The organism is Acinetobacter sp. 1207_04 (assembly GCF_052850415.1).
In genome coordinates this window covers 110,662-134,779 of sequence record NZ_VXCQ01000008.1, presented here as the reverse complement: position 1 = coordinate 134,779, position 24,118 = coordinate 110,662, and the positions used below count along the sequence as shown (strand labels likewise).

Sequence of the window (24,118 nt, the reverse complement as noted above, 5' to 3'; positions counted from 1 at the left end):
TACGACAAATGGGGTTGAGTTTATCATATGTCTATATTTTGAATAATTTGATAAGTAAAACAAATACTTTTATTGACTGTACTAAGAAAAGTGGTTGTATTTTATACTTATTCATAATATATAAGTTTTTTTAGGTTGTTATCTTATTTTTAGATATAAATAGTTTGAGTACTTTAGTCGTGAAAAATGTCTAATTCTATTAAAGTTTTTTCTAGTCTATCTATTTTTAATCAAAATTGCCCCAATAACAGGTAGCCAAGGGAAGGTGAGTATTACGATATTCCATGTATAAATGCGAAGTGGAATGGACTTTTCGGAACTAAAAACTCCCCACCAAACCAGTTCTAATAAGATAATGATCAGCAATACACTAAGGATAATGCTCGGCATAAAACTGGTAGTTTTCTTATGGATTTTCTGAGCCATGTGATGTATGCACATGAATGTGGCAATGAAACAAACGTGTCCTAGGAGAAAAATAGAAATTACTAAAAATGGTGAAATAAGTATAATTATAGCTTCTCCTAGTGCAGCGGAACCATTAGCATTATTTTTTCCTAAATCTATAATAAATATGTACCAGATAAATGGTAGAAGTGAAATTGCGCTCCAAAAACAATGCTTTGTAAATAGGTGAATGTAAGTGTTTTTATACTGTTGATCAAATTTTGAAATGATGAATCCTATTGGAATCATTAAAAAAAATGTGAAAAAAAGAGAAATATACATAAAGCACATTCAAAGGATATTGCAGTGATAATCCTGTATTAGTGTCAATTTGAGGTGAAGTGTATATGAAATGTTTGTGATCTTTTGGGTTGAATGAGCAATAAAAAACCCGCCTAAGCGGGTTCTTAAATACCTAAAACTTTATGTCATAAAACAAAGTTAAGCATTTTCACGTGCAATCGCACGGTAACCAATATCTTTACGATATTGAACACCATCAAAAGTTACTTTTTGACAAAGCTCTAATGCTTTGGCTTGTGCTTCACCAATGGTATTACCCAAAGCTGTTACGCATAGTACACGACCACCCGCAGTTACAATGTCTCCATTTTCAAGTGCTTTCGTTCCTGCATGGAAGATTTTTGCATCTGCCATTTCAGTATCTAAACCAGAAATCACATCATCATTGCTTGATGTTTCAGGATAGCCTTTAGATGCAAGAACGATACCCACAGTTTTACGCTCATCCCATTCAGCTTTGGCAGGTAAGTTACCTGCAAGACCTGCTTCAACCAGATCGACCAAAGATGATTTTAAGCGCATCATGATGGGTTGAGTTTCAGGATCGCCAAAACGACAGTTAAATTCGATGACTTTAGGTTGACCTTGAGCATCAATCATCAAGCCTGCGTATAAGAAGCCAGTATATACATGACCGTCTTTTTTCATACCTTCAACGGTAGGATGCATCACTTCGTTCATGGCTTTTTCGAAAACGTCAGCAGTTACAACAGGTGCAGGAGAGTAAGCACCCATACCGCCTGTATTTGGACCTTGATCGCCTTCAAAGATACGTTTGTGATCTTGAGAAGTCGCCATTGGTAAAATGTTGTCACCATCAATCATACAAATGAAAGATGCTTCCTCACCATCTAAAAATTCTTCGATGACGACACGAGAACCTGCATCTCCAAACTTATTGCCTGCAAGCATGTCATCAATGGCATCGAATGCTTCTTGATTGGTTATGGCAACGATTACGCCTTTACCTGCTGCAAGACCATCAGCTTTGATCACAATTGGCGCACCATTTTTTTCAACAAAGGCTTTGGCTGCATCAACTTCAGTGAATACGTCATAGAAAGCAGTTGGAATATTGTGGCGTTTAAGGAAGTGTTTTGCGAATGCCTTAGAGCCTTCAAGTTGCGCCGCAAATTGAGTTGGTCCCCAAATTTTAAGACCTGCTTCTCGACCTGCATCAACCACACCATTTACAAGAGGTGCTTCAGGCCCAACAATAACTAAATCAACAGCATTATTTTTAGCAAAGTCGATAATTGCTGCATTGTCTAAAATGTTTAAGGCAACATTTTCACATTTATTTTCAGTTGCAGAACCTGCGTTGCCAGGGGCTACAAAAACTTTGGCAACTTTTTCATCTTGAGCGATTTTCCATGCAAGTGCATGTTCACGACCGCCATTACCCAAAACTAAAATGTTCATCTAAAAATCCCTTAAGAAAAGAATCCCACCTTGCGAAGCCATGCTTCTCACCCTGTAAAAAAAGGGGCTTCACCAATAAAAACATACCTTTATTTGTGAAAATTCCCCCTTTGTTACAAAGGGGGATTTAGGGGGATTAATAAATATGACTTCTAATCAATTAATGACGGAAATGACGCATACCTGTGAAGACCATTGCAATGCCAGCTTCATCCGCAGCTGCAATCGTCTCTTCATCACGCATAGAACCACCCGGCTGAATGATACATTTGATTCCTGCTTTAGCAGCATTATCAATACCATCACGGAATGGGAAGAATGCATCAGATGCCATAACTGCACCTTCAACCACTAAACCTGCATGTTCAGCTTTGATGGCAGCAATACGAGCAGAGTTTACACGGCTCATTTGACCTGCACCGACACCAATAGTTTGACGCCCTTTAGCATATACAATCGCATTCGATTTTACATATTTCGCAACTTTCCAAGCGAAAATCATGTCGTCAATTTCAGCATCCGTTGGTGCAACCTTAGTCACAACTTTGAGATCATCTTTAGTGATCATGCCTAAGTCTTGATCTTGAACCAATAAACCGCCATTCACACGTTTGTAATCAAGTTGAGATTGACGTGAATCAATTGCAGGAAGTTCACCACATACAAGTACACGGACGTTTTTCTTCGCGCCTGTTACTTCAAGTACGCCATCCGCAATACTTGGAGCAATGATTACTTCAACGAATTGACGGTCTACAATTGCTTGAGCAGTTGCAACGTCTAATTCACGGTTGAATGCAATGATGCCACCGAATGCAGATTCAGGATCGGTTGCATATGCAAGATCATAAGCGGCTGTAATACCATCTAAAGAAACTGCAACGCCACATGGGTTTGCATGTTTTACGATGACACAAGCAGGCTTAGCGAATGACTTAACACATTCAAGCGCAGCATCAGTGTCTGCAATGTTGTTATAAGACAATTCTTTACCTTGAAGCTGTTTCGCAGTTGAAACAGAAGCTTCAGTTGCTGTTGATTCTACATAGAATGCAGCAGATTGATGCGGATTTTCACCGTAACGTAAATCTTGAACTTTATTGAGCTGAGTATTGAAAGTGCGTGCAAACTTATCAGCTTGACCTTCGTCTTTACCTACACGAGCGCCTAAGTAAGATGCAATCATGCCATCATACTGAGCTGTATGCTCAAATGCTTTAACAGCTAAGTCAAAACGCGTTGCGTGAGATAAAGCACCTTCGGCTTTAATTTCAGCAACAACAGTTGCATAGTCAGATGCATTAACAATAATACCTACAGATGCATGATTTTTAGCAGCTGCACGAACCATTGTTGGACCACCGATGTCGATATTTTCAATCGCATCAGCAAGTGAACAGTTTGGTTTTGCAACAGTTTCAGCAAATGGATAAAGGTTCACAATGACAAGATCGATCGCATCGATGTTGTGTTCAGCCATAACAGCTTCGTCTAGACCACGACGAGCCAAGATACCACCGTGAATTTTAGGATGCAGTGTTTTGACACGACCATCCATCATTTCAGGGAAGCCAGTGTGCTCTGAAACTTCAACTACGGCAACATTGTTGTCTTTAAGCAACTTGTATGTACCACCCGTAGATAAAATTTCCACCCCAAGAGCAACAAGGTTCTGGGCAAATTCAACGATCCCGGTTTTATCAGAAACAGAGATTAAAGCGCGTTTAATAGTCATGATCTTCGTCAACAGTATTTAAGTCTAGAGATTGAATAGCTAAGCAAAAGCAGGTTAAAAAAAATGCCTGCGGAAGCCGCAAGCATTTTATCATTTATTCACTCATTAAACCGTGAGCTTTCAACTTTTTACGTAAAGTTCCGCGGTTTAGTCCGAGAATCTCGGCAGCGCGTGTCTGATTCCCACGCGTATATTCAAGAACGACAGATAAAAGAGGTTTCTCCATTTCTGCAAGCACCATGTCATAAACTTGAGATGGTTGTTCACCTTGTAACTGTGCAAAGTAGTGGCGAACTGCGCGGTCTACGTGAATACGTAGAGCAACATCAGACTGTGCAGTAAAAATAGGAGATTTGCTATTCATGCGAATTAATCCGAAAAATCAGATACCACTTGGGTAAAGTGATATAACAATGAGGTCTAAAAAAATCTGAGCCCCGTTTTAGATCCTAAAACGTTGGCTCTAAAACAAGAACTTTAGCTTGCCACAATTCGTGCAATTGAGCGAAAAATAAGCGTAACAATAGTTTAAAATTTGTTACAACGCTCTTTTGGGCAAAAAAACAATCTACGTGCGCGATATTCAAATATAAAGCACATCATTAGACTGTATTTGTTTTCTAAAATTGCGAGGAGTTTGCAGGACAAAGCTTTCGTGGCGCGTATCATACCATTGTCTTAGAAAAAATGAGCAAGAAAACTACATTTTTTTTCACTTTTTTTATGTTTTTTCTACTTTTAAGGATGAATTATTTCAAGATAATACTCATCAAATGCATTTCGTGATTTGTCAATTGTAAATTTGAATTTATATGGGCTATTTGATGGGATGCGATTAATACCACTGAGGCTTTCATTGAGATAATCTTTAGCAGTAATGGTTTGCGTTAAAATCGTTTGACCTTGAGCTTTGAGTGTAAGTTTAATGATCGGGACTTCTAAACTCTTTTTGTAGGTATTTAACAGAGATCCTGAAAACTGAGTGCTCGATTTACCTATTCTTTGTACTTTAATGTTCTCAACACGAATTTGATTGTAACGATCATCAATGGTGTCACAGTTTAAGAGATTACATGTTGTATTAAATGCTGAGTGTAAAGCAGGATGTTTGTCTAATAAAGCAGGATTGAACCACAGGATTTGAAAAACAAGTACAAGTAAGAGAGCAATGTTGATCAAACTCCAACAAAAATAATACAACGGTTTACGCGCTTCAAAGCGTTCCTGTTGACTATAGGTATGCCCATGCGCTTGTCCTGCTGAAAGGTTGAGCGAGGGAATGTTGGTCAATGGATCAAGATTAAATTGATTGAGGCTATTTAAATAAGTGCGTAAATCAATATTTGAGTTTTCAACTTTACGGTCAAAAATTTCAAGCACACTAGTTTCATGGTAAACCTTCTGCTCAGGAACAGGAACTGCTGAAATTTTAGTATGTGTTGGAGTCGATTGTTCTGTGATACCAGAGATTTCAGTTCTAGCAGAAGTGGTCAAATCAAGTGTCGTATTTTCTGTTGTAGATGCATTCGTATGTGTTGTGTTGTGTGGTTGATCTAGATCGTCAGTATTGTTTTGTTCAACTACACTTTCTGATGTCTGAACATTTACAGGAACAGGTTCGGCATTTTGCTTTGATTTTACAGAAGTAATGAGTTGCCCATTCTGTGAAAGATTGAGCAACGCATTAAAGTCAGTATTGCATTTTGGACAAGACACCATACCCTGAGCAACAGTAAGTTGTGGTACTGAAACTTTATAGGTCGTTTTACAGTTGGGGCAAATGGTTTGCTTGTCAGTCATACGTACACAATACTCTTATGATGTTATTTTCGTTTACCTGAAATACGACACCAAGTTTCATCTCGTTTTTCTACTTCTAATATATCAAAAAATTCAGAATAAACATCAGAAACATCAGATACTTGCTCTTCAATTACACCAGCAAGTGCGAACTCGCCATCAGATTTAATCAAAGTTGAGAACTCTTTAGCAAGCATCATGAGAGGACCTGCAAGAATGTTAGCAACAAAAACATCTGCTTTTTCATCTTTAAGTTCAATATTGAACTCTTCAGGTAAGCCAACATACAGATTTTCAAGTACGCCATTGAGTTCAGCATTTTGTTTGGTTGCAAGTACAGCTTGTGGATCAATATCAGTTGCATAGACTTTTTTAGCACCTAAAAGTAATGCAGCAACGCCTAAAATACCTGAGCCACAACCATAATCGATGACAATTTTATCTTTGACGTCAGTTTTACCTAACCATTGTAGGCATAAGAATGTCGATGCATGGTTACCTGTACCAAAAGCCAAGCCTGGATCAAGTTTGATGTTTACAGCATCGGCTTCAGGTGCTTCCATCCATTCAGGAACAATCCAATATTTTTCTGCAATTTGAATCGGCTCATACGCATCCATCCATGTACGTTCCCATTCTTGGTCTTCCATAAACTCGCTACGCATTGGTTCAGTAGGAAGCTGGGTGCGAATAAATGTTTCTAAAGCTGAAACATCAATTTCTTCACCTTCTTCTTGTGCATAAATACCCGTTACAATGACTTTATTCCAAAGCGGTGTTTCGCCCGGAAGTGGTTCAAGTAAATCTTGATTTTCAGCATCATCTAAAGTAACACTCACTGCTCCAAGAGAGCTAAGTAATGTTTCAGTAAAATCAACTTGAGCTTGTTCAACAGTAATATGAATTTGTAACCACTTCACGAGTTATAACCTAAATATATTTTCATCAGTCGGCTATTGTAACGGATGCAACAACAGAACGACACCTCAAATCTTAGAGAAATGGGTGTCCCTTATTGTTTATATCTTTATAAATTACAGTCCATGTAATAAGTTAATGTGATGATGCCGTATTTTCAATTGATGGTTGTTCGGTAAATCGATTCAGTGCAAAACCAAACAATGCTGCAAAAACATACATGAAAATAGAATACACTGCTGCAGGCATTGCAATAGTACTGCTAGCCATCACTGTAAGGGCAATCGTCATTGCTAATGTACTGTTATGAATGCCAATTTCAAATGCGCAAGCACGCGCTTGTGCTGTATTGATACCCAACATACGTGGGACAAAATAACCAATGGTTAGGCTGCATAGGCAGAAAATCACTGTTGCTAAACCTACTTGGGTTAAATATTGCATAATTTGAGTGCGTTCTTTGGCAATTGCACCAATAATAATGAGTACAAGGAAAACGACGGCAAAAATACGTAATGGTTTATTTAATTTTTCGGTGAAATGTGGCGCATAGTGACGAATCAGCATACCAATACAGACGGGTATAATAATAATGCCGAATACTTGTAGAATTTTACTGAACTCTAAGCTGATTTGTTGCCCATCATTCATAAAGTATTGAATCGAAAAATTCATAATTAATGGTAGGGTGAAGGCTGCGATTACAGAGTTAATTGCCGTCAGAGTAATATTGAGCGCAATATCACCTTTAAATAAGTAACTGAACAGATTTGCGGTACTCCCTCCTGGTGATGCTGCCAATAACATGAGACCAACAGATAAAAGTGGTGGCAGTGCAAGTATTTTGCAGACCATAAAGGCGATGCTGACCAAAAGTATCAATTGGCAAAAAAGTGCAATTAACACAGCTTTAGGATGTTTGCTAACTCGAGCGAAATCTTTAGGGGTTAGCTCTAGACCTAGTCCGATCATAATAATAGATAATGCCAAAGGCAGCATGATGGTGATAATTCCGGAATCCATGTGGTTCTATCCTTTTTGTTTTTTTATAAAATTAATCTTCTTTAAACTAATGTATTTATTCTTATTTGGGTAGGTTTTTTGTGCCTTAATATATAAAGTAGGTATTTTCTCATGTAAGGCAAAACAATCATTATTTAAGTGATTGGACGGTTATAAAAAATGGATAAAAATAAAAAATGATTAACTTAGAGAAGATTTAAAATTGATGGAAAATTTTAAGTTAATTTTTTAACGAATGATTGTCTAAGCGAATGACTTTATCATTTGTATTAATAGAGGGTAGATTGGTTGTCGGCAGGCAGAACTGATTCATAAAATTAAATAGATATTCGCCTGAAGATATATAGAAAAAGTAACTTAATAGAAACTTTAAGTGTGGAAGCATATATTTCAAGCGGATATCTAGATTTTAATTGAATTATAGAAATAAAAGCATATAGGTAGATTTTGCCAATAATTTTCTCAATCCCTTTAGTGTTACACCAGAGTGCTTACCTTAAAGGTTATTGAGTTGCACCACCTGGAGGTGCAGGGAAGTGAAATTGAAGTTTACCATTTTCATTAGGTTCGCAGGTGCCGTTAAAAATTACACCTTTGTTAGCATATACAACCCAATCCCCTTGTTTTTTCTTACTACAGATTTGGATTTGTTTCTTCACTTCATTTTGAGAAGCGGTATCTTTGGCATGTGCAAAAGAAACCGTAGCAACACAAAGTAGTGCTGATGAAATAATTTTTGCAATAGTGGTATTCATCATGTATTTCCTTTCATTAGATTTGAGAATCATTCAATTTGAGAAAAACTTGGATATATCACATCATCCTAAATGGACTGAATTTTAATCATAATTTTCTTTTTTCATTATTAATATGAACTTTTTACGATATTTTGCAACAGAATGTCACGGAGTGTAATAATGTTATTATTTCTTAATAATTGATGAGTTCAATAAAAATTAAAAACAGAGCAAAACTCAATTCAAAATTTTGCTACAATAGTCAGTCATTTTTAATCTCCTTTTTACGACTATGCATTATCCTAAAGTATACGATGTCATTGTGATCGGTGGCGGTCACGCAGGTACGGAAGCAGCATTGGCTGCGGCGCGTATGGGGCGACAGACACTACTATTAACACACAACATTGAAACTTTAGGGCAGATGAGTTGTAACCCTGCCATTGGTGGTATTGGTAAATCGCATTTAGTGCGTGAAATTGATGCCCTTGGTGGTGCGATGGCTTTGGCTGCAGATAAAGGTGGTATTCAGTTTCGTATTTTAAACTCACGTAAAGGTGCAGCGGTTCGTGCGACACGTGCGCAAGCCGACCGTATCCGTTATAAAGCTGCGATTCGTGATGTTTTAGAAAACCAAGCCAATTTGGATATTTTCCAACAATCAGCAGATGATTTGATTCTTGAAGGAGATACTGTAAAAGGTGTTGTGACACAAATGGGGATTCGTTTTGAAGCGAAAACCGTTGTCCTTACCTCAGGTACTTTTTTGGGCGGAATCATTCACGTTGGTTTGAATCAGTCTTCAGGTGGTCGCGCTGGTGATCCACCGTCAATTTCATTGGCGGCACGTTTACGTGAATTAAATTTACCAGTGGGTCGCTTAAAAACAGGTACACCACCACGTATTGATGCGCGTTCGGTTGATTTCTCTGTAATGACACCGCAACCAGGTGATTTTCCATCGCCGACTATGTCGTTCATGGGTGATGCATCAATGCATCCTGAACAAGTGAATTGTTATATCACGCATACAAACGAAAAAACGCACGATATTATCCGTGGTGGTTTAGATCGTTCACCAATGTATACAGGTGTGATTGAGGGTGTAGGTCCACGTTATTGCCCATCGATTGAAGATAAAATTCATAAATTCGCCGATAAAAATTCGCATCAAGTGTTCTTGGAGCCTGAAGGCTTGGATACACATGAACTTTATCCAAATGGTATTTCGACATCGTTACCGTTTGATGTTCAGTTTGAATTGGTGCGTTCAATTCGTGGTATGGAGAATGCGCACATTCTTCGTCCAGGTTATGCGATTGAATATGATTATTTTAATCCTCAAGCATTAAAATTCTCTTTAGAAACCAAAGCTATTAATAACTTGTACTTTGCTGGTCAAATTAACGGTACGACAGGTTATGAAGAAGCTGGTGCACAAGGTTTATTGGCAGGTTTAAATGCCGCTCGCCGTGCATGGGATCAAGAGCAATGGACACCAAAACGTGATGAGGCGTATATGGGCGTTCTTGTGGATGACTTGATTACTTTAGGTACGAAAGAACCATACCGTATGTTTACCTCACGTGCGGAATATCGTTTGATGCTTCGTGAAGACAATGCGGATCAGCGTTTAACAGCCATTGGTCGTGAAATGGGCTTGGTGGATGATGAGCGTTGGAATGTGTATTGTGAAAAAATGGAAGCAGTAGAAAAAGAAACGGGTCGTTTACAACATCTTTGGGCTGCGCCAAATAATCCATTGGGTAAAAAATTCGTTGATTTGACAGGTGATGACTTGTCTAAAGAAACCAATGCGATTGATTTATTGAAACGTCCAAATATCAACTTTGCGCAAATTGCTGAAATTACGGGTTCTGAGGTTTCTGCATTTGTTGGTGAGCAAATTGAAATTGCGGTGAAATATGCAGGTTATATCAATCGTCAGCAAGAAGATGTTGCTCAAATGAAGCGTCTGGAAGAAACTCGTATTCCTGCTGAATTTGATTATGATGTCGTTTCGGGCTTGTCTCGTGAAATTACTTTGAAGTTGAAAGATGTTCGTCCTGAAACTTTAGGTCAAGCAGGGCGTATTCCGGGTGTAACACCTGCGGCTGTTCAGTTGATTATGATTACGATACGTAAGAATAATGCAGCGAAAAAATCTGCATAAGACTTTTTAAAGTTGTAAAAAACCCGCTTAGTGCGGGTTTTTTCATATTTTTAAAAAAATGAGGCTTTATAGGCTTATTTGTTAATATTCGGTGGTGCAAGTATCGTATTTGAATTTCGTGTATATTAATTAGATCAGATATAAAACAATTAGAGAAAAATGAAAGAATTTATAACAAAAAATGCTACAACAACTCATGGTGGTGTTGTTTCAGAAGTATTAGATACTTTTACTATTGATGGAAAGAAAGTTCATTTAGATGGTATGCAACACTTTTGTCCTCTATGTAAAAAAATGGTTTCTGCTCTAGGCACAGACAGTACTAAGACAGCTATGGGGCGAAAAACTATTTTTGAAGGAAATAGGACATCCTGTGGGGCAAGTTTTATTGCGAATCAAAGTCTTGCTTTTGCCGATACAGGTGGTATTGCTTTAGGTAAAGAGTTCCTGACTCAATTGATACTTGATCAGCCTACTCATGAATTTGCAGAACGATTTTTATTGCGTAGTCAAAATACAGATGAAGTCATTCGCAATGGAGAATATGAAATATATAAAAACGGTCATCTTGTACTTAGAGGCCATACAGATGAAGATGGTATGACACAACTAATTAGTGGTATGGAAAATGATGAAATAGAAATTCATATTACTGATGGGAGTGATGATAATGGGTAGTGTGGTTATTGGCGTTGCAAAAATGCGAAAAATGCGTGCTGATGCTGCAAACAATCCTACACTGTTACAGGTGGATGTAGAACGGCTGTTAACCAGTGGTGAAATTGCCATGTGTCAGCAAGTATTTAAAAATGCAATTGATTATAGCAAGGTCAGAATTGTCAGAGGTGGACTATTAGGTTTAACTGCTTTGACAGGTAATGCCATGACACCCGAGGGATTTATTCATTTACCTAGTAATGAATATATGAACACACCTGATTTTAGTATTGCACTTGATGCAATAGATAAACATTGGTTTATTCATGAAATGACCCATGTCTGGCAGTACCAATTGGGTACAAATGCGGTTTGGCACGGAATTAATCAATTGTGCAAGGGAGGTTATACTTCTACTGTTCGGACAGCAGATACTCCTAAGAATGGTGATTTAAAAGCTTATGCTACAGATTTAAGTGGAGCAGATGCTAAGAAAAAATTTAGTGAATTTAATTTTGAGCAACAAGGACGGATTATTGAGTTTTGGTATGATGCTTGTTATTTACAGAAAGAAAATCCTCAAAGACCACATCATCAACGAAGTTTGCAATTATTAATTTATGTAAAACAAATTCTTGTAGATTTTTTACAAAATCCATCGGATAAGAACTTACTTCCAAAAAGTTAATTTTATGAAAAAAAATGTTTATTTATTTATTTTTTTATTTGTTTATGGATGTAATTATGAGAAAACTGCTCATAAACTACCACTTTCATTGGATGTGAAAGAGGATAATATTTGCTTATATACAAATAGTAAAAATTCATTTTTAGATGAAAATAATAAAGATGCTTCGTATTACTTAATTTGGGTGAAATCTTTTATCTCAATGGGTAATGCAAATATTTATGATAAAAAAATTACACTTAGAGAACATTCATTTCCATTTAAAAAAGATAGCTGTGTTTTAGTACCAATAAATTTACTTGAAATAAATAAACCGTATGAATTTATTATTCATACAGAAAAATCATTTTCAACAAGGGCATGTGTTTTGAAAAAGGGAAATAAATTTCAAATTAAAACTGTAACATCAACTGAAAATTGTGATAAATAAGATATTTAGAGTGATAGGTTTGAATACTTACCTAAATTTTTTGAAAAGTTAGAAAATTAATTTCAGTAATTTAAGTTACTACAGTCTATGTTTGAATTTTTCGAATTAAAATTAAATTGGGTTAAGTGTATGTTATCGAATAATAAAATTTCATAATAAGTATAATTAAATTACTCAGCATTTTTAATTATTTCTCAGCATGAAACAATTTGGTTAAATTGAACTTACTTTCAAACAGAGGTGAACGATATGACTAAAAAATCAATCCGTTACAACAGTGGCGATCTTGCATGTATAGCTTGATCATTCAACTTAAATCTCTAATGAAAAATTGATGTCTGTACTGTCATACCGTATTAACAGCCATGAGAGTTTTTTGTGATATGACATTGCAGGCATTAATTTTCAAAATTTAGAAAGATAAAATGACAATAAAATAGTGAAATCTAATCAATAATAAAGAAATCGAATAAATAAAAATGAATTGAATAATCTAAAATAAAAAAACTATGAAAAGAGCCTGAATTCAGGCTCTTTTTTATTGCATGATTTTTTTAAAATGAAAATAAGGCATTATTCAATTTCATGAACTGCATTAAAAACTTCAATGGGTTCAATACGCACAATTTTTTGACCAAAACTACGTAACCACCAAACTAATTGCGAAGTAAAAGGAACAACAGCGCTGATTTCATACAGTTGATCATTGAGTTGTGTGATGGTTTGCGCATGGCTGAGTTGGCTTTCACTAAAATGTAGTACATCACTTTCATTCATGAATAATTTAAGTTCAATACTTTCAGTGGGCTTGTTGAAGTCGACACGGAAACCTAAAGCGCCTGAATCTATATATTTATCAATATCAAAATCTACAGGATGCATAGCACGAGTATCTAACACAGTTGCAGATTGAAAACGATGTAAGGCAAAGGTTTGAACATCTGACTTATCTAAACGTGTGCAGATCAGATAAATAATGGCACCTTTTTGTACTAACCCTAGTGGATTAAGGGTGTAATTACGTTCTTCACTTTGATGCCCTCGTGAACGATAAATACATTCGATTTGTTTATCCTGCAATAAACCTTCATAAATAGCTTGCTGTGCTTGTCGTTCAACGAGTGGGGGAATAAGTGGCTGACTAGCAGGAACAATTCGAACACGATTAATCCATTGGCGCACATTATTTTGGCTCGATAGGCTGCGCCGTGCCAAATCAAACCAAGGATTCATTTCATCAATTAGACTTGGTGGAAGTAAATGCTTTAAATGTTCCTCAACCATCATAAAAGTAACTGCTTGAGAGCTCGTCATATTGGGCAAACTTTGAATAGGGGCATCTGAGCGCCAACGCCAACCCTGAGGCACTGTTTTGTTGCTTTCAATTGGAAAGCGTTGTGCAATTTGATTTAAATCACGCTGAATGGTACGTAGACTAATATCAATGCCTTCACGGTTGAGGCTTTCTTGTAATTCACGTGTGCCTAACCATTTCCCTGTAGAGAGTCGGGAAAGTATTTGCCACTGACGATAAAGGCTATTGGAAGTTTCTTTTTCTTGTGCAGGCATAATTAATCAATTAAATAAGATTTGAGGAACAACATTAGAATGACACAATAAGAAAAATATTCACATTCCGCAACTAGAAAACAATTCATTCTCTGCTTAAGCTAAAAGAGAGGTGTGTTCCTCGATTATCATCTGTTTAAAAACAGTTGCTGTAGCAATCCGTAGAGTTGGCATTGTTATTGCTATATCCCTCATACAATCAACAACAAAGAAACGAGGTTTGTATGCTTAAAGATAATATGAGTACAGAGTTAAACCTTGAACAATTCTTACCAGTAACGGGAAATATTTTAGGTGAGCTCAGTCATGTGAGCCACCATTCGCAACATGTACTTGGACAAATAAAATCACAATTTTTTAATGAATTAACCGATGACTTAAGCCTACCAGTGGAAACAACACAGCATTTAGAAGCGTGGTTAGCACAACATAGTTTAACGATTTTACATCAACTTAATGATAGTGTGAAAACGCATTTTCTCTATCAAGGTATTACTTTTAATGTGTATGGTGAGAGTTCAGGCATAGAGCGTACGATTCCTTTCGATCTGATTCCACGCATCATCGCTCGTAAACAATGGAACCATATTGCACAAGGCTGTACACAACGTGTCAAAGCCTTGAATTTATTTTTAGATGATATTTATCATGATAGGCATATTCTTAAAGAAGGCATCATTCCTGAGCTTCAAGTGCTGAGTCATGAGGCATATCAACCTATGATGATTGGGCATAACTTACATGGGAAGATTTATAGCCAAATTAGTGGTGTCGATATTATTCGAGATGGTAGTGGAGATTTTTATGTACTTGAGGATAATCTTCGCACGCCATCAGGTGTGTCTTACATGCTTGAAAGCCGTAAGATGAGTCAAAAACTGATGCCTGAATTGTGTGAAAAACATTTATTAGGTATTGAACATTATCCGCAATTGCTCAAATCAGTCTTGGCTGAGAATGCTCATGTTGATACACCGAATATCGTAGTGTTAACGCCAGGGCGCTATAATAGTGCATATTATGAGCATGCATTCCTTGCTCGAGAAATGGATATACCTTTGGTGACATCGCTCGATTTATTTGTTGAAAATGATAAAGTTTATATGAAAACCATTCGTGGACGTCAACAAGTTCATGTGATTTATCGCCGTTTAGATGATGCCTTCATTGACCCTTTAGCATTTAAGCCAGACAGTACATTAGGCGTTCCTGGTTTAATGTCGGCTTACTTAAAACACAATGTCGTCATTGCAAATGCACCAGGTACAGGGGTGGCAGATGATAAATCTATTTATCCTTATGTCGATAAAATGATTGAATATTATTTAAATGAAACACCTATTTTAAAAAATGTTCCAACCTATCAATGTCGTGAAGCTGAACAGCTTGATTATGTTCTCGCTAATCTTGAAAAATTGGTGGTCAAAGAAGCACAAGGTTCAGGTGGTTATGGCATGTTAGTTGGGCCACAATCATCAGAACAACAAATTGCTTTGTTTCGCAGTAAATTAATAGAGACACCACAAAACTATATTGCACAACCGACCTTGGACTTATCGGTATCGCCGACTTTAACGCAAAGTGGTATTGGTGAACGTCACATTGATTTGCGTCCATTTGTACTGAGTGCACCTGACCGCACTGAAATTGTACCAGGTGGCTTAACCCGTGTGGCGATGAAGCAAGGTTCACTTGTGGTGAACTCATCGCAAGGTGGCGGGATTAAAGATACATGGGTTATTGATCCTTTACATGCCTAAATGCAGATTCAGGGTGATCTTATGATTTTACTAACTTCAAATGCACAAAATATTTTTTGGTTAGGTCGTTATTTGGCGCGTGTACAGTATGCCTGTAGCCAGTTTCCATTTAACGATGATGATCGTGCTGTGGAATATGCTCATGCATTTTATCTACCTGTTTTTGATGCAGCATCGCTCAATGTATTGCTGCAAGATGAAACGCAAGAGGCATCATTTCAACAACAATTTCAATGTGCAAAAAATAATATCCATGATTTACGTGGGGTATTATCGACAAGCTCTTTTGCTGAGTTGAATCAATTGATTGGAGAGGCTGAACAGAACCGAACGTATATCTGCGATATTGCAGGTGATTGTCGTGAGGTACTTGAGTCGGAAGAAAATCATGAGGTTTTTTTATTTTTTAGCCTTGGACAAAAAATAGAACAGTTGGATCACCATCTACGTTTAAAGCAGCATATAGAGGTTGTAATTGTTGAATTGGACTCATTGATTATATTGTTACAAGCATTGGGTTTTGAGCATTTAGAGCGGTATTGGAAACAGTTACAGCAAAAAATTGATGTTCAGAATTTTTATCTTTTAAGTGAACAAATACACAACATTTTTACGTTGGATCGCTTATGAAACTGATGATTAATCACCAAACACATTATCATTACTCAGAGCCTGCTTCTCGCAGTATCCAATACGTTCGCATGTCGCCACAGAGTAATCAGCACCAATATGTACACAGTTGGGATGTGAGTATTCCTGGTGTTAATGTATCGAGTAAAGATGCTTTTGACAATGTATGGATGACAAGTACGCAAGTAGAAAATTATCAACAATTACTTATTATGGCGCAGGGTGTGGTGGAGATTAATCCTGGTAATCTTTTTGGAATTGCTTCAAAAGTACCTCCAAGTATTTTTTTGCAAATGACAGAAACGACTTTATGTAATGCTGAAATGCTCAATTTTGCACAAAAATATGTGCCAAATGTTAGTCTTGAACATTTAAAAAAACTTGCGCAAGCGGTATTACATGTGATGCCTTATCTTTCGGAAAGTACTTCGGTGACACACAGTGCAATTCAATCATTTAATGATCGGCAGGGTGTTTGTCAAGATCACAGCCATGTTTTTATTGCGATGTGTAAGGCATTGGGTGTTCCTGCACGCTATGTATCGGGCTACTTATATGTGACCGATATGATTCATTTGGCGAGCCACGCATGGGCTGAAATTTGGCTTGATGGACACTGGCATTGTTTTGATGTCAGTAATCAATTGTTTAAGCCATCAGCGCATATTTATGTTGCTGTGGGGCGTGATTATTGGGATGTTGCACCAGTACGTGGTGTACGCACACGGGGTGGAATTGAAACAATGCACTCGATTGTTCAAGTACTTCCCTGTTAAGATAAGCGCGATAACTTACATGTATTTCAACGACTAGAGCCATCGGAATAAAAATAAAAGGTAACAAAATGACATATTGCTGTGCACTGCGATTACAAGATGGTTTCGTTTTTATCAGCGATACAAGAACCAATGCAGGAATTGATCATATTTCTGTCTATCGTAAACTTTATACTTTTGGTGTGGAGAACGAGCGTTTTATCTGTATACAAACATCGGGAAATTTAGCGACTACACAGGCAGTGATAGGGCATCTTGAAAATCATTTGGCTTTAAAACAAGAACCGCATTTGTATAGCGTGAATACCATGTTTGAAATGGCGGAACTTGTTGGACAAACATTGAAAAAAGTAATTGCTGATGTAACGACTGATCCTATAGAGCAGAGCAATTATTTTTGCAGTATTTTGGTCGCAGGGCAGATTTCGGGTACAGAGATGCAGTTATATAATATTTATCCGCAAGGTAATTTTATTTGTGCTACCCGTGATACGCCCTATTTTCAAATTGGTGAAAGTAAATATGGGAAACCAATTTTAGATCGTGCACTGCATTATGAAATGCCCTTAGACGAGGCATTACGCTGTAGTCTAATTTCCTTTGACTCAACATTGCGCTCCAATGTATCGGTTGGAATGCCACTCGATGCCCTGATATATGCTAAAGATAGTTTAAAACAACCTACAGGTAAGCGAATTACTGAAGATGATCAGTATTTTCAGAGTATTAGTAAGCAATGGTCGGAGACTTTGCGTAGTGGATTGCAGGAAATGCCAAAGCCAACTCCAGATTACTTTGCTTAGATTGGGGTGATATGAACAGTAGTTAGATAAAAATGTGCATATGTAATCTAATGAAAACATTGCTACTATTTCATAGAGTTGTTTTTAATTGGTTCTTAGGTTATAAAACAATCATAAAAATAAAATTGAGTGATATTAAATCATGAAATTTCAACTCTGCTATGCAAGTGAGGCAACTGCTTCAGATAAACATATTTTAAATGATTTACGTAACATCTTGAATGAAGCACGTCATTTTAATATTAAGCATAATGTGCATGGGGCTTTATTTTTTGCAGATCGTTATTTCTTCCAGTGTATTGAAGGTGAGCAGTCGATTGTTGAAAATCTAGTGGTGAAGCTGTATAGAGATTCGCGTCATATGGATATTCGTATTTTGAGTCGTAATCCAATTGAGCAGATGCATTTTAGCCAGTGGTCAATGAAATATGTCAGTCGAAATAGTCAAGTACAGCAATTTTTTCGACAAAAAGGATTTGATTATTTTGAGCCGCTTAAGCTGAATGAACAGGATTTGCCTGAGTTTTTAACACTTTTATATGATGCAAAGGCTGTTGAAGTATAAATAGTTTAAACATATAAGCAGTCTAAAATTTGAGGTTTAAGTCTTTAAATAAGAAACCAAGCATGGCTTAGCTTCTTATTTAGGAGCGAAAATTAGAGTTTTTTACGCACAGGTCGATTACTCATACGACAAAGTAACTCATAGCCAATGGTTCCATTGGCTTCTGCAACATCATCAACTAAACGGTTTTTACCCCAAAGTTCAACAATTGTACCTAAAGGGGCATTTAAACCTGTAACATCAATAGCGATCATATCCATTGCGACACGACCAATTACACGAGTTGTTTGACCATTGATGGCGACGTAGTTTTGTTTTGGAAATGCACGAGGATAGCCATCGCCATAACCAATAGAAACAATTGCAATATTCATGGCTTGTTCAGCAACAAAAGTTGAACCATAACCAACTGATTCACCTGCTTGAATTTCATTGAGCGCAATGATTTCCGCGGTAAAGGTCATCACAGGCTTGATGTCTAGATCTTGTACCGATTTATCTGTAAATGGTGATGCACCATAGAGCATAATACCTGGACGAACAAAATCAAAATTCAATTCAGGCCATTTGAAAATTGCTGCAGAATTACAGCAAGATGCCATGATTGGATCACAAGCTTCTTTCACATCTAAAAATTGATTTTTTTGTTGTTCATTTAGTGGGTGATTTTCAGCATCGGCATTGGCAAAATGCATTGCGAGAACACACGTGAAGCCATCGGCTTTTAATGTATTAATAATATTAATGATCTCGGGAAATTTAAAACCAAGACGATTCATGCCACTATTGAGTTTGACCCAAACTTTTAAGCCTTTAGCGATATAGATATCTTTGTGTGCATTTAACCAATCGAGTTGAATTTGGTGATGTACGACAATTTCAATATTTTGCTCAATGGAAATTGCCATTTCATCGGCACTGAAAACCCCTTCAATGAGAGTAATCGGTTGTTGAAAACCTAATGCACGAATTTCAAGTGCTTCTTCAAGGTGGGCGACACCAAAAGCATCGGTTTCACTTAAGGCATCTAAGCAGTCTTTAACGCCGTGCCCATAGGCATTAGCTTTGATCATACTAACAATTTTAGCTGTAGGCGCAAGTTGTTTAACGCGATTTAAGTTATATTGCAACGCTTGACTATCAATATAAACTGTTGCTTGACGCACCCGTGTTACTCCTTGGGAATGGCAAATGTAGAACGACATTTCATACAATGTCGCTCATGTTAGGGGATTAAATTTTGAAAATATAAGTAAACGCGCTTATGTTTCAGGCGTATATTTTAAACCGACAATATTGTAGACCTATCAAGTCTAAATGGACATGAGCATTTAAGTTTTTAATCATCTATCAGCTTTGAATCGATAAAACATATCTATTGTTGTTTTGACATCATTTGTGAACCAATTAAATTTAAATTTTTCTGTAGAATCAGAGATTTTATCAATTATTTAATTGATTATAAAAGTTGGAATAATAAAATTTAGTGGCAAGTTTTTAAATCGAATGATGTATGAGAGTTCTGTAATGAATGGTTATTTGTAGAGTAAATGAAGTTTTTCTTGCACGATTCAATACAAGTACAACGGGTTTCGTAGAAGTGAATGTTTCGAAATTTGTATTTTGATTATTTTGGACAAATTTTCGCTTTGAAAAACTTAAACTTTGGGGACTCAACTTCGATTTAAACAAGATTGAGAAAACTAAATTTCATTAAAATCAATTGGTGGTTGAACTTGCATATACTTGATTGTGATACGCCTAACGACTACACATTAATGACCTTAGTAGCATTAAATTATGATATTAATCAAATCAATACTGGGTCGAGTATGTGTAGCACTTATTTTTGAATAGATAAAAAAAGAAGGTGAGCATGTGAAAATGAACACCTTACAGGTCTTTGAAATGGATTTATTCAGCAGAATCAAGCGTACTATTTGGAGTAATTACATAAAAAATATGCAAAGCGTCAGAGGCTTGATCAGGCATTTTAAAAAGATGAATTATTCTTCATCATCATACTGCGCATAATACTCAGGTGATAAATTACTGAAACGTGTATATTGTCCTTCAAATGCTAAACGAACAGTACCAATAGGGCCGTTACGCTGTTTACCAATAATAATTTCTGCAGTACCAGCTTCTTTCGATTCTTTGTTATAAACTTCATCACGGTAAATAAACATAATTAAATCGGCATCCTGCTCGATGGCACCCGATTCACGTAAGTCGGACATAACTGGGCGTTTATTTGGGCGGTTCTCTAACGATCGGTTAAGCTGTGATAATGCAATAACAGGACAGCTCATTTCTTTTGCTAAAGCTTTTAAACTTCGTGAAATTTCGCCAATTTCACCTACACGGTTGTCGCCCATTCCTGGAACTTTCATTAACTGAAGATAATCGACCATAATACAACCGAGTTTTCCGCCATGTTGTTTTGCAATACGGCGAGCACGAGCACGTAATTCAGTGGGTGGAAGTGCAGAAGAATCATCAATATATAAGTGTTTTTCTTGTAGTTGTAAAATTGTCCCCGTAACTTTAGACCATTCGTCCCCATCCATTTTACCTGAACGTAAATGCCCTTGATGTACGCGCCCCCAAGATGAAATTAAACGCATTGCAATGGAGTCTGCGGGCATTTCCATAGAGAAAACTAAAGCAGGCAAGTTGTTATTAAATAACACACTTTCTACAAGATTCATGGCAAGGGTGGTTTTACCCATCGATGGACGTGCTGCAACAATAATCATGTCACCCGCTTGCATACCAGAGGTTTTGTTATCAAGTTCAACAAAGCCAGTAGTTAAACCTGTAATACTGCCTTCCATTTGTGAAAGTTCATCAAGTTTAGTGATTAAATCTGCGGTTACACTTGCAATAGGTTTTGGACCTTGTGCTTTCGCATTATTATTGTGTTGTTCTGCGATCGAGAAAATATTGGTTTCTGCTAAGTCTAAAATTTCACTGACTTCACGACCTTTAGTGTCATAGGCATTTTGCAGCATTTCATTGCCGACTTTAATCATGCTACGTAAGGTTGCAAACTCTTTGATTTTAACTGCATAAGTTTCAAGGTTATAAAAACTTGAAGGTGAGTCTGACATGAGTTGCATCAGATATTCTTCACCACCGACAGTGTCAATTAAATTCTGTTTAATGAGCCAATCATTGACTAAAACAGCATCATAAGGTGAGCTTTCTTGTGCAAGTTTTTCAATGGCACGGAAAATGTATTTATGTCGTGTTGCATAAAAATCATTTTCATTCAGTACATCACTGACTTGTTCAAATGATTCGGCAACAGTCATTAATGCGGTCAGTACAGCCTGTTCAATCGCCAAGTTATGTGGTGGCGTACGAAATTCTTTTAATGGTGCTGTGTCAGGTGACTTAGCATCATTTTTAAAAGTATTTGTAGAAGCAGGGGCGGTTGCCTGAGACATATAAGACCTTGATTTTAAATAAAGCAAAATGGCTGATAGGGGACTGCTTTATCATAAAGCAAAACTCATCCTATTTCCCAATGAAAAAATTCAATAAGCTGAAAGAAGAGGTTTTGAGTAAATTTTATATTTTTCAATTAGACAAATAAAAAAGAGCATGCAAAAGCATGCTCTTTTTTTGCAAAAATTACTCAGCTACGATAGTAACGAGAACTTCAGCAGTAACATCATGATGCAATTGGATTGCGATGTTGAATTCACCAACGTTGCGTAAAGCACCAAGTGGTAAACGTACTTCTGCGCGGTCTACAACAAGACCAGCATTTGTCAACGCGTCAGCGATGTCACGAGTACCGATTGAACCAAATAGTTTACCTTCGTCACCAGCTTTAGCAGTGATAACGATGTTAACTTCGTTCAATTGATCAGCACGTGCTTGAGCAGCAGCTAAAATATCAGCTTCAGCTTTCTCAAGTTCTGCACGACGAGCTTCAAAAGCAGCAGTATTTGATTCAGTTGCAGCAACAGCCTTACCTTGTGGGATAAGGAAGTTACGGCCGTAACCAGCTTTAACTGAAACTTTATCGCCTAGTTTACCTAGGTTTTTAATGCGTTGTAATAAGATAATATCCACAGCTCAACCTCACTTATGATTGTCAGTGTAAGGGATCAAAGACAAATAGCGAGCTTGTTTAATAGCAAGCGCTAATTGACGTTGGTAACGAGCTTTAGTACCTGTAATACGGCTAGGAACAATTTTGCCGTTTTCAGTGATGTACTGTTTTAAAGTGTCAATATCTTTATAGTCGATATACGTTACTTTCTCTGCTGTAAAACGGCAGAACTTGCGACGACGGTAAAAACGTGCCATGTTATGTTCTCCTTAAGCTTCAGCAGAGTCTTGAGCGTGTTGTGCTTCTTCACGTTGAGCTTTACGCGCACGTTTTTCTTCAGCACTTTTCGCCAATAATGACTCTTCAGTAATTGCGTTTTCACGACGGATAATTACGTTACGAAGAATAGCATCGTTGTAACGGAATAATTCTTCCAATTCATTAAGCGTAGTTTGACCACATTCAATGTTCATTAGAATGTAGTGAGCTTTATGAATTTTGTTAATTGGGTAAGCCAATTGGCGACGGCCCCAATCTTCAAGACGGTGAATTTGACCTTCAGCTTCTTTGATGTGAGAAATGTAGCGTTCTACCATTCCCACAACTTGATCGCTTTGGTCTGGGTGTACCAGAATTACGATTTCGTAGTGACGCATTGTCAGCTCCTTACGGTTTATGCAGCCCCAATCTAATAAAGATTGAAGCAAGGAGTCACAATTAAATTAACTTGAAAAGTCAATCAAATTGAGCCGCAAAATATTGCGAGGTGGTATTATAGGCATAATGTTATTGGATTACAATCTAAATTAATTTTGTTTAAATATACTATTTTGTAGTTTCTAAAACTTTTTGAACCAAATCACAATTTAATTTAAGCGGGCTGATCTCATAATCAACAATTTTTTGGCGATCTTTATGGGAAATCTGATTATCTTTTAGTTGAAAATCACTATTATGGCTATACCAACGGAAATTAGGCAAGGATTGGTATGGGTCTTCAGAAAGAAAAGTGTACTTTTGATTGATTACAACATCACGTGCTAATGATTTATAAAAACCTAGTCGAATATTTCCTTTCCATTGAATTTGATTAGCTTGTTCTTGTTGATTAAGTGGGAGCGTATTGATTTCAACACGTGCTTGATAATTCATTACTTCATAGAATAAATAAAAGGGGGCACCAGAACTTGACGAAACATATTCTTTACCATTACACATAATCCAATTGTTTAAATAACTTGTTTCTAGAGCGGTATAAACTGTTTGTTCTTGATTGGTTAATTGTTCAAAAGTGACTTGTTGGTAGTTTACAGGTGGAAAATCCCATAAATCTTCATCTCGATTGATTGTTGATACTCGATAGATATTCGATCTCAAGGCATCTTTTAATTTAGTTTGTGAAAAATTTGAAGATAAAGCTTTGGTTTTAGAAGTGATAGAATAGTCTGTAGAAGATCGTAAAGATGGACTATTAGGATTTAACGCTTTTTGAGTGGGTTGAGGATTAGAAGTACATCCTTGTAATAAAAGGGTTAAGCAGACTACTTTTTTTAGCATATAAAATTCCAGTAAAAGTCAAAAACTACATCTAAATAATATAAATTCCGTATTGTTCA

Annotated in this window: 23 protein-coding genes; 9 read left to right on the top strand and 14 right to left on the bottom strand. The window is 36.8% G+C overall.

Annotated features, from left to right (window positions below):
* Window positions 1-888: 888 nt before the first annotated feature.
* From purD to FW754_RS09175, 7 genes are all read right to left on the bottom strand, one after another.
* Window positions 889-2,172, bottom strand: coding sequence for a phosphoribosylamine--glycine ligase (gene purD, locus FW754_RS09205; protein ID WP_446324467.1), 1,284 nt, complete (start codon window positions 2,170-2,172; stop codon window positions 889-891).
* A gap of 160 nt (window positions 2,173-2,332) precedes the next feature.
* Window positions 2,333-3,907 (bottom strand): bifunctional phosphoribosylaminoimidazolecarboxamide formyltransferase/IMP cyclohydrolase, encoded by a 1,575-nt coding sequence (gene purH / locus FW754_RS09200; RefSeq protein WP_446324466.1) that lies wholly within the window; start codon window positions 3,905-3,907, stop codon window positions 2,333-2,335.
* 94 nt (window positions 3,908-4,001) lie between these two features.
* The gene (fis, locus tag FW754_RS09195; RefSeq protein ID WP_001086304.1) at window positions 4,002-4,271 is read right to left on the bottom strand and encodes a DNA-binding transcriptional regulator Fis; all 270 of its coding nucleotides are present in this window, start codon (window positions 4,269-4,271) and stop codon (window positions 4,002-4,004) included.
* Window positions 4,272-4,645: 374 nt separating this feature from the next.
* Window positions 4,646-5,707 (bottom strand): zinc-ribbon and DUF3426 domain-containing protein, encoded by a 1,062-nt coding sequence (locus FW754_RS09190; RefSeq protein WP_446324465.1) that lies wholly within the window; start codon window positions 5,705-5,707, stop codon window positions 4,646-4,648.
* A 23-nt stretch (window positions 5,708-5,730) separates the two neighbouring features.
* A complete protein-coding gene (prmA, locus tag FW754_RS09185) occupies window positions 5,731-6,627 on the bottom strand; it encodes a 50S ribosomal protein L11 methyltransferase (protein WP_409511449.1) in 897 nt (298 codons plus the stop codon).
* Window positions 6,628-6,760: 133 nt separating this feature from the next.
* Entirely contained in the window at window positions 6,761-7,648 is an 888-nt protein-coding gene (locus tag FW754_RS09180; protein WP_446324464.1) for a bile acid:sodium symporter family protein, read from the bottom strand.
* A 503-nt stretch (window positions 7,649-8,151) separates the two neighbouring features.
* Window positions 8,152-8,403 carry a hypothetical protein gene (locus FW754_RS09175; RefSeq protein WP_409511447.1) on the bottom strand — a complete coding sequence of 84 codons (252 nt, stop codon included), beginning with the start codon at window positions 8,401-8,403 and terminating at the stop codon, window positions 8,152-8,154.
* A gap of 274 nt (window positions 8,404-8,677) precedes the next feature.
* Here FW754_RS09175 and mnmG point away from each other — a divergent pair, with 274 nt between their 5' ends.
* The 4 genes from mnmG (at window position 8,678) to FW754_RS09155 (ending at window position 12,333) form a co-directional block, all read left to right on the top strand.
* Complete coding sequence (gene mnmG / locus FW754_RS09170; protein WP_409511446.1) at window positions 8,678-10,558, top strand: tRNA uridine-5-carboxymethylaminomethyl(34) synthesis enzyme MnmG; 1,881 nt, start codon at window positions 8,678-8,680, stop codon at window positions 10,556-10,558.
* Between the two features lie 159 nt (window positions 10,559-10,717).
* Window positions 10,718-11,236 carry a PAAR domain-containing protein gene (locus tag FW754_RS09165; RefSeq protein ID WP_446324463.1) on the top strand — a complete coding sequence of 173 codons (519 nt, stop codon included), beginning with the start codon at window positions 10,718-10,720 and terminating at the stop codon, window positions 11,234-11,236.
* On the top strand, window positions 11,229-11,903 hold the full coding sequence (locus tag FW754_RS09160) for a zinc protease (protein WP_446324462.1): 675 nt from the start codon (window positions 11,229-11,231) through the stop codon (window positions 11,901-11,903). The genes FW754_RS09165 and FW754_RS09160 overlap by 8 nt, the downstream gene beginning before the upstream one ends.
* 4 nt (window positions 11,904-11,907) lie before the next feature.
* Complete coding sequence (locus tag FW754_RS09155) at window positions 11,908-12,333, top strand: NF045616 family extracytoplasmic (lipo)protein (RefSeq protein WP_446324461.1); 426 nt, start codon at window positions 11,908-11,910, stop codon at window positions 12,331-12,333.
* Window positions 12,334-12,906: 573 nt separating this feature from the next.
* Here the strand turns inward: FW754_RS09155 and FW754_RS09150 are convergent.
* Complete coding sequence (locus FW754_RS09150) at window positions 12,907-13,902, bottom strand: helix-turn-helix transcriptional regulator (RefSeq protein ID WP_446324460.1); 996 nt, start codon at window positions 13,900-13,902, stop codon at window positions 12,907-12,909.
* Window positions 13,903-14,126: 224 nt separating this feature from the next.
* On the opposite strand from FW754_RS09150, the gene FW754_RS09145 reads away from it, so the two are divergent.
* The 5 genes from FW754_RS09145 (at window position 14,127) to FW754_RS09125 (ending at window position 18,436) form a co-directional block, all read left to right on the top strand.
* Window positions 14,127-15,662, top strand: a complete 1,536-nt coding sequence (locus FW754_RS09145) for a circularly permuted type 2 ATP-grasp protein (protein ID WP_446324459.1) — start codon at window positions 14,127-14,129, stop codon at window positions 15,660-15,662.
* Window positions 15,663-15,683: 21 nt separating this feature from the next.
* Entirely contained in the window at window positions 15,684-16,292 is a 609-nt protein-coding gene (locus tag FW754_RS09140; protein ID WP_446324458.1) for an alpha-E domain-containing protein, read from the top strand.
* Window positions 16,289-17,068: a transglutaminase family protein gene (locus tag FW754_RS09135; protein WP_446324457.1), complete on the top strand. Its 780-nt coding sequence runs from the start codon at window positions 16,289-16,291 to the stop codon at window positions 17,066-17,068. The genes FW754_RS09140 and FW754_RS09135 overlap by 4 nt, the downstream gene beginning before the upstream one ends.
* A gap of 68 nt (window positions 17,069-17,136) precedes the next feature.
* Complete coding sequence (locus FW754_RS09130) at window positions 17,137-17,871, top strand: peptidase (RefSeq protein ID WP_446324456.1); 735 nt, start codon at window positions 17,137-17,139, stop codon at window positions 17,869-17,871.
* Between the two features lie 142 nt (window positions 17,872-18,013).
* The gene (locus tag FW754_RS09125; RefSeq protein ID WP_409511437.1) at window positions 18,014-18,436 is read left to right on the top strand and encodes a BLUF domain-containing protein; all 423 of its coding nucleotides are present in this window, start codon (window positions 18,014-18,016) and stop codon (window positions 18,434-18,436) included.
* A gap of 92 nt (window positions 18,437-18,528) precedes the next feature.
* Here FW754_RS09125 and alr read toward each other — a convergent pair whose 3' ends face one another.
* The 6 genes from alr to FW754_RS09095 all read right to left on the bottom strand — a co-directional run bounded on the left by alr (window position 18,529) and on the right by FW754_RS09095 (window position 24,059).
* Window positions 18,529-19,602, bottom strand: a complete 1,074-nt coding sequence (gene alr / locus FW754_RS09120; protein WP_409511436.1) for an alanine racemase — start codon at window positions 19,600-19,602, stop codon at window positions 18,529-18,531.
* Window positions 19,603-20,442: 840 nt separating this feature from the next.
* Window positions 20,443-21,888, bottom strand: a complete 1,446-nt coding sequence (gene dnaB / locus FW754_RS09115) for a replicative DNA helicase (protein ID WP_409511435.1) — start codon at window positions 21,886-21,888, stop codon at window positions 20,443-20,445.
* Between the two features lie 187 nt (window positions 21,889-22,075).
* On the bottom strand, window positions 22,076-22,522 hold the full coding sequence (gene rplI / locus FW754_RS09110) for a 50S ribosomal protein L9 (RefSeq protein ID WP_409511434.1): 447 nt from the start codon (window positions 22,520-22,522) through the stop codon (window positions 22,076-22,078).
* Window positions 22,523-22,531: 9 nt separating this feature from the next.
* Window positions 22,532-22,759, bottom strand: a complete 228-nt coding sequence (gene rpsR, locus FW754_RS09105; protein ID WP_086191057.1) for a 30S ribosomal protein S18 — start codon at window positions 22,757-22,759, stop codon at window positions 22,532-22,534.
* Between the two features lie 12 nt (window positions 22,760-22,771).
* Window positions 22,772-23,158 (bottom strand): 30S ribosomal protein S6, encoded by a 387-nt coding sequence (gene rpsF / locus FW754_RS09100; protein WP_409511433.1) that lies wholly within the window; start codon window positions 23,156-23,158, stop codon window positions 22,772-22,774.
* 169 nt (window positions 23,159-23,327) lie between these two features.
* Window positions 23,328-24,059 carry a hypothetical protein gene (locus FW754_RS09095; RefSeq protein WP_446324455.1) on the bottom strand — a complete coding sequence of 244 codons (732 nt, stop codon included), beginning with the start codon at window positions 24,057-24,059 and terminating at the stop codon, window positions 23,328-23,330.
* Window positions 24,060-24,118 lie beyond the last annotated feature (59 nt).